Source organism: Kribbella sp. CWNU-51 (genome assembly GCF_054073265.1).
This window is the reverse complement of the sequence record NZ_JBSXMZ010000030.1, coordinates 1-7,399: the sequence shown is the minus strand read 5'-3', so window position 1 is coordinate 7,399 and position 7,399 is coordinate 1. Positions and strand designations below refer to the sequence as shown.

General features: G+C 70.2%; 9 protein-coding genes. 4 read left to right on the top strand and 5 right to left on the bottom strand.

Going from position 1 to position 7,399, the window contains the following annotated elements:
- Nucleotides 1–732 carry a TetR/AcrR family transcriptional regulator gene (locus ACXC9Q_RS28800; RefSeq protein WP_457059760.1) on the bottom strand — a complete coding sequence of 244 codons (732 nt, stop codon included), beginning with the start codon at nucleotides 730–732 and terminating at the stop codon, nucleotides 1–3.
- A 66-nt stretch (nucleotides 733–798) separates the two neighbouring features.
- Here ACXC9Q_RS28800 and ACXC9Q_RS28795 point away from each other — a divergent pair, with 66 nt between their 5' ends.
- Nucleotides 799–1,281, top strand: coding sequence for an SCP2 sterol-binding domain-containing protein (locus tag ACXC9Q_RS28795; protein ID WP_457059759.1), 483 nt, complete (start codon nucleotides 799–801; stop codon nucleotides 1,279–1,281).
- Between the two features lie 147 nt (nucleotides 1,282–1,428).
- Here the strand turns inward: ACXC9Q_RS28795 and ACXC9Q_RS28790 are convergent, their stop codons facing one another.
- Genes ACXC9Q_RS28790 through ACXC9Q_RS28775 form a run of 4 tightly spaced genes read right to left on the bottom strand, consistent with a single transcriptional unit; the run spans nucleotide 1,429 to nucleotide 4,957 of the window.
- Complete coding sequence (locus ACXC9Q_RS28790; RefSeq protein WP_457059758.1) at nucleotides 1,429–3,537, bottom strand: hypothetical protein; 2,109 nt, start codon at nucleotides 3,535–3,537, stop codon at nucleotides 1,429–1,431.
- 1 nt (nucleotide 3,538) lies between these two features.
- A complete protein-coding gene (locus ACXC9Q_RS28785; protein ID WP_457059757.1) occupies nucleotides 3,539–3,961 on the bottom strand; it encodes a hypothetical protein in 423 nt (140 codons plus the stop codon).
- 60 nt (nucleotides 3,962–4,021) lie between these two features.
- Nucleotides 4,022–4,546, bottom strand: coding sequence for a hypothetical protein (locus ACXC9Q_RS28780; RefSeq protein ID WP_457059756.1), 525 nt, complete (start codon nucleotides 4,544–4,546; stop codon nucleotides 4,022–4,024).
- Between the two features lie 33 nt (nucleotides 4,547–4,579).
- On the bottom strand, nucleotides 4,580–4,957 hold the full coding sequence (locus ACXC9Q_RS28775; RefSeq protein WP_457059755.1) for a hypothetical protein: 378 nt from the start codon (nucleotides 4,955–4,957) through the stop codon (nucleotides 4,580–4,582).
- Between the two features lie 92 nt (nucleotides 4,958–5,049).
- Between ACXC9Q_RS28775 and ACXC9Q_RS28770 the strand changes: the two genes are divergently transcribed.
- From ACXC9Q_RS28770 to ACXC9Q_RS28760, 3 genes are all read left to right on the top strand, one after another.
- A complete protein-coding gene (locus tag ACXC9Q_RS28770; RefSeq protein WP_457059754.1) occupies nucleotides 5,050–6,627 on the top strand; it encodes an acyl-CoA carboxylase subunit beta in 1,578 nt (525 codons plus the stop codon).
- A gap of 71 nt (nucleotides 6,628–6,698) precedes the next feature.
- Nucleotides 6,699–6,905, top strand: a complete 207-nt coding sequence (locus tag ACXC9Q_RS28765) for an acyl-CoA carboxylase subunit epsilon (RefSeq protein WP_457059753.1) — start codon at nucleotides 6,699–6,701, stop codon at nucleotides 6,903–6,905.
- A 10-nt stretch (nucleotides 6,906–6,915) separates the two neighbouring features.
- Complete coding sequence (locus ACXC9Q_RS28760; protein ID WP_457059752.1) at nucleotides 6,916–7,275, top strand: hypothetical protein; 360 nt, start codon at nucleotides 6,916–6,918, stop codon at nucleotides 7,273–7,275.
- Nucleotides 7,276–7,399 lie beyond the last annotated feature (124 nt).

The window sequence follows — 7,399 nt, the reverse complement described above, 5'->3', positions numbered from 1 at the left end:
CTACCACACCCCCCGCGAAATGTTCGCTACCCTCCTCATCGACGACCTACACCGCGTTGCGACCACCCCCTGATCTCGCCGAGCAGGATCCTCCCCACTCGGCGACCAGACGTTGGCGAAGCCGCCGCCGACGACCTGGGAGACGACCTTGGCCAGTTCGACCGGGGTGCGCTCGGTGCCGTCCACGACGAGCATCCGGGCGCAGGCCTCGGTCATCGAGGCGAGCATCTCGGCCAGGACCGGCAGGTTCGCATCCGGGTCGGTGACGCCGGGCAGGGACTGCAGCAGGGTCAGCCGCAGACCCTCGACCAGGAAGGCACGGGCGGCGCGGACGCGCTCGGCCACCGCGGGCGCGGCGCCGTACTGGGCTCCGAAGACGATCCGCCAGGACTGCGGGCTCTTCGCCGCGGTGGTGAGGAAGGCGGTCAGGCCCTCGAGGACGTGCTCCTCGGGGGTGCCCACGCTCGGGTCGGCAGGAAGCGCGGAGACGACCGAGGCGACCAGATGCTGCTCTTCCCGGGCGAGCAGGGCCAGCAGCAGCTCGTCGCGGTTCGCGAAGCTGTCGTAGACGACGGGTTTGGTGACGCCGGCCGCGTCCGCCACCGACTGCATCGTCGTACCGGCGTAGCCGTTCGCGGAGAACACCTCGAGGGCGGCGTCCAGGATCATCGGGCGCCGGCGCTCCGGGCCGAGATGCGCCGCCCGGCGGCGTTTTTCGGAGTCCCCGACCACTTGACAAACCTACCAGATCGTAGGAAATTCCTACGGTCTGGTAGGAACTGCCCGGGGGTGGTCGCGATGGCCGAGCGAGGCAGTGCCGGCTGGCTCGAGTCCGAAGGTCTCACCACCCTGGACGCGAGTGAGTTGGCCCGGTTGGTCGACCGGACCTCGGAGCGGGAGCTTCGGCATCGGCTCATCGGGGGTGTGCGAGAGATCGCGTTGCGCGAGATCTTTCGCCGGATGCCGGAGTACCTCCGACCCGCCCGCGCAGCCGGGTTCGACGCTGTGGTCGCCTGGCAGATCACGGGGGCGGGCGGGGACGGTCGGCCGGACGAGGTCGACGAGCTGTGGATCCGGATCCGCGACGGCCGCTGCACGGTGCTCGCCGATCAGCCGGAGGCCGCGGACATCTCCATCCGCACCGACCCCGCCACCCTGCTCCGCGTCGTCACCGGCAACGAGGACCCGGTCCTCGCGGTCCTCAAACAGCGCCTCTCGGTCCGCGGCGACCTGGCCCTGGCCGCCCGCCTTACCAAGATCTTCGCCGTCGGCCCGGCGTGACCTCACCACCGCCTCCCCTGGCTTTCACCGTCGGCCGCACCTGAACCACCCAGCGGCGAGCGGGTCACGCGCGTCCGCGGGTCACGCGCGTCCGCGGGTCACGTCATCTGCGGGTCACGTGCATCTGCGGTCACCTGGGTCCGCGGATCACCTGCTCGGGACGTCGGTGGTGCGGACGGCCGACTGCTCCGTCGCCTGAGCCCCGCCGCGTCGGGCCGCGGTCGCCCGCCCCTGACGTACTCGCGTGGCCCCGGCAGCAGGCGCCTGATGATCAAGCACAGCCCGCAACTCCGCCACATCCTGATCAGACGCCCGCCCCCCATCCCCCCGCCCAGCCGACCCCGGCTGCGCGGACTGCTGGTACCACGGCTGCTGCCCCGACTGCTGCTGAGCCTGCGGCTGCTGCGGGTACTGCGGCTGCTGCTGCTGCTGCGGAGACTGCGGCTGCTGCGGAGACTGCGGCTGCTGCCACCACCCCTGCTGCGACTGCGGAGCTTGCACCTGCTGAGGCGGGTACTGACCCGCCGGCCACTGCGGCTGCTGCTGAGCCTGCGGCTGCTGCGGGTACTGCGGCTGCGGCGGCTGCTGCTGCTGCTGCGGAGACTGCGGCTGCTGCCACCACCCCTGCTGCGACTGCGGAGCTTGCACCTGCTGAGGCGGGTACTGACCCGCCGGCCACTGCGGCTGCGCCTGAGCCTGCGGCTGCTGCGGGTACTGCGGCTGCTGCGGAGACCGCGGCTGCTGCCAAGCCTGCTGCGGTCGCGGCGGCTGCGCAGGCTGCGGCGTTGCCGCCTGCTGAGGCTGATACTGCCGAGGCGTCTGCTGCCGCTGCGGATGCCCTTGCGCCTGCGGTTGCGCCGACTGCGCTTGCTGCGGGTACTGCTGAGCCTGCGGGTACTGCTGAGCTTGCGGCTGCTGCGGATACTGCTGGAAAGGCTGGTACTGCGGCTGCGTGGGCTGCTGCCAGGCGGATGGCTGCTGCTCTGGCTGATACTGCCCAGGCGGCTGCTGCCAGGCGGATGGCTGTTGCTGTGGCTGGTACTGCCCCGGCGCCTGCTGCTGTGGCTGGTGCTGGGGTGGCGGAGGCTGATGCGTGGGTGCTTGTTGCCACGGCTGCGGCTGGGCCGGCGGTTGCGGTTGCGGTTGGGGTGGTGGTTGCAGCGGTTGGGTTGGTGCCTGCTGCGGTTGCAGTATCGGGAACTGCCGCTGCACTTGCGGGACCTGCCGGCGAGGTTGCTGCTGTGGGACCGCCTGATGGCCGGGGTGTCGCTGGGGGACTGTCTGCCGGCCGGCGGCTTGCCGACCCGGCTGTTGTTGTAGGCGGGGTAGTTGCAGGGTTGGTTGTTCGCGCGTGGTGGATTGTTGTTGGGTGGTTTGGAGTTGCTGGCTTCGCTGCTGTTCCAGGAGGGCGCGGTAGTGGTTCTCGGTGCCACGGATTGTGTCTGAGGCGGCGTCGGCGATTTCCTGGCCGCGGGCGCGGGAGATGGATCGGAGGTTGGGGGCCGTGCTCGTATCCATGGACTGCAGGTCCGCGAAATCCCGGTCGATCTGAGCGGCGAGCTGCTGGCGGACCGTCTCCTGCTGGTCGGCGGGGACGAGCTTGGGCAGGTCCGAGTGGTCGAACAGCACGTCGGCCGCGGCGCGCCCCTTCGACCTCGGAGGCTGGCTGGCCATCCGGCTGAGCACCTCGTTGCCGGACAGGTTGGCCTCGGCTCCAACCTGGTCGGCGAACGCGCGCGCCGCCGGTTCGTAAGCGGGGTACGAGTGCGGCCCGCGGACCGCCTTCACCTGAGCGGCCAGGTCCGGCGGGAGCACGCGGTCGGCGATTTGGTCGAGCTGGCCCTGGCTCCAGGCCTCGGTGACCCCTTCTTCGAGCGGTCTGAACTCCATCGGCCCCAGGTCGGCGTTCCAGCGGGCGTGAGTGAAGCCCTCCGGGCCGGCGAGGTGGTTGAATTCGTGCGCGACCGTCTTCAGCGCGTTCCGGCGCTCGATCCACTGCTGCTCCGTGGCCGGCTGCCCCCTGGTCGCGTACATCTGCTGCAGCGGCTCGACCACCAGTTCCCGGTTGAGCTCCACCTTCCCGTCGGGGTACGCCGCACCGCGGTAGGTCTCCTTGGTGGTGTAGTTCAGCGTCCCGTTCCACAGCGACGTACGCGAGCCCGACTCGGCCGAGACCGCGTCCCGGACACGTTCCCAGAGCCCGTTGGCGAGATCGGGGGCCTCGCTGCCGGCGCTGCGGACGATCCTCCCCGCCATCTCAGTCCACCGCAGACCCCAGGTCGATCATCGTGATGATCTGGACCAGGGTCTCGTTCATCTCCAGGGCGGCGTCGCGCTCGCCGACGGTCGGTGCGGCGCCCGCGATCCGCGCGATCTCGGCCATCCCGGCCTCCGCACGAGCGCGGCGCTCGGCCGGCGTACCCTCCGGCCGCGATGCCTCCAGCAGTACGTCGGAAGCCCGCCGTACCGCCTCGCTCTCCGGGGTCCGGGCTTCGGTGACCAGGTCGTCGAGCGTCGTCAGGTAGCGGATCGCCTTCGCCCGGTCGGCGTCGTCCGGCACGGTCGCCGCCTGTTCACGCAGCCGTTCGACGGCCGCGGCCAGCTCGTCCGGATCCGTGAGCTCGCTTCCCCAGGCCCGCACGATCCGGCGGCGCTCGGCGTCGAAGTCCCCGTACTCCATCCGCCCATCCTCTCATCCGGTGGCCGAACCATCAGCGGATGCCGACCTCGATCGGCACGGTCAGCGGTCACGGGCCGGCACCTTCGGCCCGGTCGAGGCAGCGGCGCGAGGAGCCGGGGCCAGGCTCGGAGCCTCGATCCGGCCGGCCGGAGCCATCGCGGGATCAGCGGCAAACCTGGCCGCGTCTGCCGAGGCCACGATCGCGGCCAGGGACTCGTTCATCTCCAGCACCGCGTCGCGCTCACCGGCAGTGGGGGCCGCTGCGGCGATCCGCGCGATCTCGGTCATCCCGGCCTCCGCACGAGCCCGTCGCTCGGCCGGCGTACCCTCCGGCCGCGATGCCTCCAGCAGTACGTCGGAAGCCCGCCGTACCGCCTCGCTCTCCGGCACCCCGACCTCGGCGACCAGGTCGTCGAGCGTCGTCAGATAGCGCATCGCGCGGTCGCGGTCCGCCTCACCGGGTACGGTCGCCGCCTGTTCACGCAGCCGTTCGACGGCCGCGGCCAACTGCTCCGGATCGGTGATCTCACGCCCCCATGCACGGGCGATCCGGCGACGTTCGGCATCGAACTCGGCGTACTCCACCCGCCAATGGTGGCACCCGACAGGTCCGCTCGGTCAGCGGTCGCGGTCGCGAGGCTCGGACTGGAGGGAAGCAGCGGACTGGGTGGCGGTCGGCGCGTTCGCGGGAGCGGTGGTGGTACGCGGGGTCGTGGTTGCGGGATCGTGGCCGGGGGCGAAGCGGAGCGGGTTGTCCGCCCGGGCTCGGTCGGCGCCGGCTGCCTCGCGGCGGGCGGTGCCGGGCTCGTCGCCATAGACCTCGGCCATGGCCTCGGCGGCGACCAGTGCCATCCTGGCCGGGCCCAGCCGCTCCTGATCGGACCGTGTGACGCGTCCGACGATCTGGTCGCCGGTCGCCGGCGACCTGGGGCCCGTGTCCTCGACGACGAGCCGGTTGACTGCCTGGATCAGTGCCCTGACATTCGCGTCCGCCACGCCGGAAACGTACCGGTGACCCGGTTCAGCGGAACCGTTGCGGTGGACGTCACAGCCCGCGAACGGCTACCGGACAGTTAGGCTGCCCGCTTATGGGAGAGACCGTGAACATCCACACCACCGCCGGGAAGATCGCGGACCTCGAGCACCGGCTCGACGAGGCCGTCCACGCCGGGTCGGAGCGCGCGGTGGAGAAGCAGCACGCCCGCGGGAAGAAGACCGCCCGGGAGCGGATCGCCCTGCTGCTGGACGAGGGCTCCTTCTCCGAGCTGGACGAGTTCGCCAGACACCGCTCGACGAGCTTCGGCCTGGACGGCAACCGCCCGTACGGCGACGGCGTGGTGACCGGGTTCGGCACCATCGACGGCCGCCAGGTCTGCGTGTTCGCGCAGGACTTCACCGTCTTCGGCGGCAGCCTGGGCGAGGTCTTCGGTGAGAAGATCGTCAAGGTGATGGACCTGGCCACCAAGATCGGCTGCCCGCTGATCGGCATCAACGACTCCGGCGGCGCGCGGATCCAGGAGGGCGTGGTCAGCCTCGGCCTGTACGGCGAGATCTTCCGCCGCAACGTCCGTGCCTCGGGCGTGATCCCGCAGATCTCACTGATCATGGGCCCGTGTGCCGGCGGCGCGGTCTACTCCCCCGCGGTCACCGACTTCACCGTGATGGTGGACGAGTCGTCGTACATGTTCATCACCGGCCCGGACGTGATCAAGACCGTCACCGGCGAGGACGTCACCCAGGAGGAGCTCGGCGGCGCCCGGACGCACAACACCAAGTCCGGCAACGCGCACTACCTCGGCAGCGACGAGGAGGACGCGATCGAGTGGGTGAAGGCCCTGGTCGGTCACCTCCCGCAGAACAACCTCGAGGACCCGCCGGTGTACGACGCCCCGGCCGACCTGGAGCTGACCGATACCGACCTGGCCCTGGACACGCTGATCCCGGACTCGCCGAACCAGCCGTACGACATGCACACCGCGATCGAGGCGGTGATCGACGACGGCGAGTTCCTCGAGGTGCAGACGCTGTTCGCGCCGAACATCATCGTCGGCTTCGGCCGGGTCGAGGGCCGCCCGGTCGGCGTGGTCGCGAACCAGCCGATGCAGTACGCCGGCACCCTCGACATCGACGCGTCCGAGAAGGCGGCCCGGTTCGTCCGCACCTGCGACGCGTTCAACGTGCCGATCCTGACCTTCGTCGACGTACCGGGCTTCCTGCCCGGCACCGACCAGGAGTGGAACGGGATCATCCGCCGCGGCGCCAAGCTGATCTACGCCTACGCCGAGGCGACCGTCCCGATGATCACCGTGATCACCCGCAAGGCCTACGGCGGCGCGTACGACGTGATGGGTTCGAAGCACCTGGGGGCGGACATCAACCTTGCCTGGCCGACCGCGCAGATCGCGGTGATGGGCGCACAGGGCGCGGTGAACATCCTCTACCGTCGCGAGCTGGCCGGCGCCGAGGACCCGGAGTCCCGCCGGCAGCAGCTGATCACCGAGTACGAGGACCACCTGGCCAATCCGTACGTCGCCGCCGAGCGCGGTTACGTCGACGCCGTCGTCAAACCGAGCGAGACCCGCGCCGAGATCGTCCGCGGCCTGCGTCTGCTCCGCACCAAGCGCGACACGCTCCCACCCAAGAAGCACGGCAACATCCCCCTGTAGCGACGCTTGCGTCCGAAGATCCGAGGCCTATAGGCCACATTTCTTCGGACGCAACGAGAAAGGAGTGCTCGATGAGCGAGCAGGTACTGCGGGTGGTCAAGGGCGATCCGACACCGGAGGAACTCGCCGCCCTGGTCGCCGTTGTCACGGCACTCGCCGCCGCACCGTCCGCCACCGCAGAGCCCGAGCGCCCAAGCAACTGGGCCACGTACTGGCGCAACGCCCGCCACTCCCTTTACCCCGGCCCGAACCGCTGGCGCGCCAGCGCCCACCCGTGACACTGGACGTATGGCCAAGTACGAGGTAAACCCGGCGGCAGTCGAGCAGGCGAAGCGTCTGATCGACGGCCGGCAGTACGTTCTGGACAGCGACTGGGGTGAGGCGCAGCCTCGGGCGGACGACCAGAACGCGTTCCTGGACAAGCACAGCTGGGAGGAGTACGCCGCCTGGCACCTCGGGCTGACCGAGGGTGCAACGGACGAGACCAAGGCCCGCTACGCCTTCGTCCTGGGCGATTTCCGCCGAATCCACCGCACAGCGCTGATCGCCTGCGTGTACCGAGCAGCCGAGTGGCGCCACAAGTCCGTGGAACTGGCCGCACACGACCTGCTCCAGCAACTGGACGCCAAGACCGGACTGACCGCCTAAGGCGCACCCGGCGCTACAACCCCACTGTGGGGAACATTCCGGTCGGCGAGATCAGGGGGTGGTCGCAACGCGGTGTAGGTCGTCGATGAGGAGGGTAGCGAACATTTCGCGGGGGGTGTGGTAG